The organism is Salirhabdus euzebyi, assembly GCF_014207435.1.
Lineage (GTDB): Bacteria > Bacillota > Bacilli > Bacillales > Alkalibacillaceae > Salirhabdus > Salirhabdus euzebyi.
This window is the reverse complement of the sequence record NZ_JACHGH010000026.1, coordinates 1-1,439: the sequence shown is the minus strand read 5'-3', so window position 1 is coordinate 1,439 and position 1,439 is coordinate 1. Positions and strand designations below refer to the sequence as shown.

At 37.9% G+C, this 1,439-nt stretch carries 1 protein-coding gene; it reads right to left on the bottom strand.

The features are described from left to right. Positions 1-11 precede the first annotated feature (11 nt). A protein-coding gene (locus HNQ94_RS19395; RefSeq protein WP_174498046.1) for an IS3 family transposase occupies positions 12-1,345 on the bottom strand; the annotation gives its coding sequence in 2 pieces (ribosomal slippage) (positions 12-973 and positions 973-1,345; 1,335 coding nt in all). Positions 1,346-1,439: the final 94 nt, after the last annotated feature.

Sequence of the window (1,439 nt, the reverse complement as noted above, 5' to 3'; positions counted from 1 at the left end):
AAAAAAAGCGCCTATACGGCTATTAAATGGCCCCGGAATTCTTCCGGGGTCATTTTATTTAAGCCCCATTGATATCGATTATGGTTATATTCGTAAATTACTCGATCTACTTCTTTTGTAACATCTCTTAAATTATCAAATGATTTATATTCTGCCAAATCCTTAAAAGTCCCAAAGAAGCTCTCCATAGGTGCGTTATCCCAACAGTTTCCCTTACGGGACATCGACTGTCTTAAACCAAGTTTCTTTACTTTACTTTGGAATAGGGGATAAGTATAGTGAAAACCTTGGTCAGAGTGCAAGATGGCTTCTGGATGAAATTGATTGCCGACGGCTAGTTTTAGCTTTTTTAGCGTCTTATAGACAATATCCATTTCTAACGAAGTGGATAGGTGGTAAGCGACAATTTCTTTTGTTGCTCCATCTTTTATACAGGATAGATATGCTTTCTGCCCTTTGCCGTAATATAGATACGTTATGTCAGTAAGGAGGACTTTTCCTGGTTCTCTCTGATTGAATTCCCGATTAAGGAGGTTTGGACAAGTTCGATGCTCCTTGGTTGCCTTAGCCATTTTGCGATAAGGATTGGCTCTTCTAATCTTTGTTACAAGATTATATTTTACCATCAAACGCCTAATCTTTTTATGATTCATGACCGAAGAATAATCATTCTCCATGAACAATTTGATCTGTAGAGCACCTACTTTTCCCCTATTGTTATTGAAAATCTCTTTAATTAACACTATATCTAATTCATCTTGCTCGTCACGTTTTACCCTTAATGGTGCTGCTTTTAACCAATCGTAGTAGCCACTTCGGCTTACACCTGCAAGTTCACACAAGTAGGAAACAGAGTTCTTTAGCTGATGTGTTCTTATGGTTTTCTCTATGAGTGAAAATTTCTCTGCTGCATTTAGAATTGTTTCTTCTTCAACGCCTGCCTTTCTAGTTCTTCCAGCTTTTTTAAGAAGTCATTCTCTGCCTCAAGGAACTTAATCTTTGCCTCGGCTTTCCTTAATTTCTCCTCAATAGAAAGTTGTTTCGAAGTAGGACGGCCAGCACTCCCTTTCCCTCGACGTTCCGTAAGGAATCCTTCCTCTCCGAACCTTTCAAATGTTTCCCTCCACCGTTGAAGGCAACGTTTAGGCTGTTTCTTACCAATTAGCTCTAGATCAAAGCCATGTTCAATGAAAATTTGCGAAGGTGCTTTTCCATTTTTATATTCAGATACTGCTTGTATTTTAAATTCTGGTTTATAGGAGATAGACCTATCTGAAGCACTCAAAATATTAGGATTTTTCTCAAGCTCTTTGATTTGAAACTCATTATATATATTCTTACTCATGATAGTCCTCCGCCCATTTTTATTAATTATATTGAAACACAAAAACCCGGAAAGGGCACTTTTTATCAGTGTCCGCTTTCCGGGTTACAGTTCA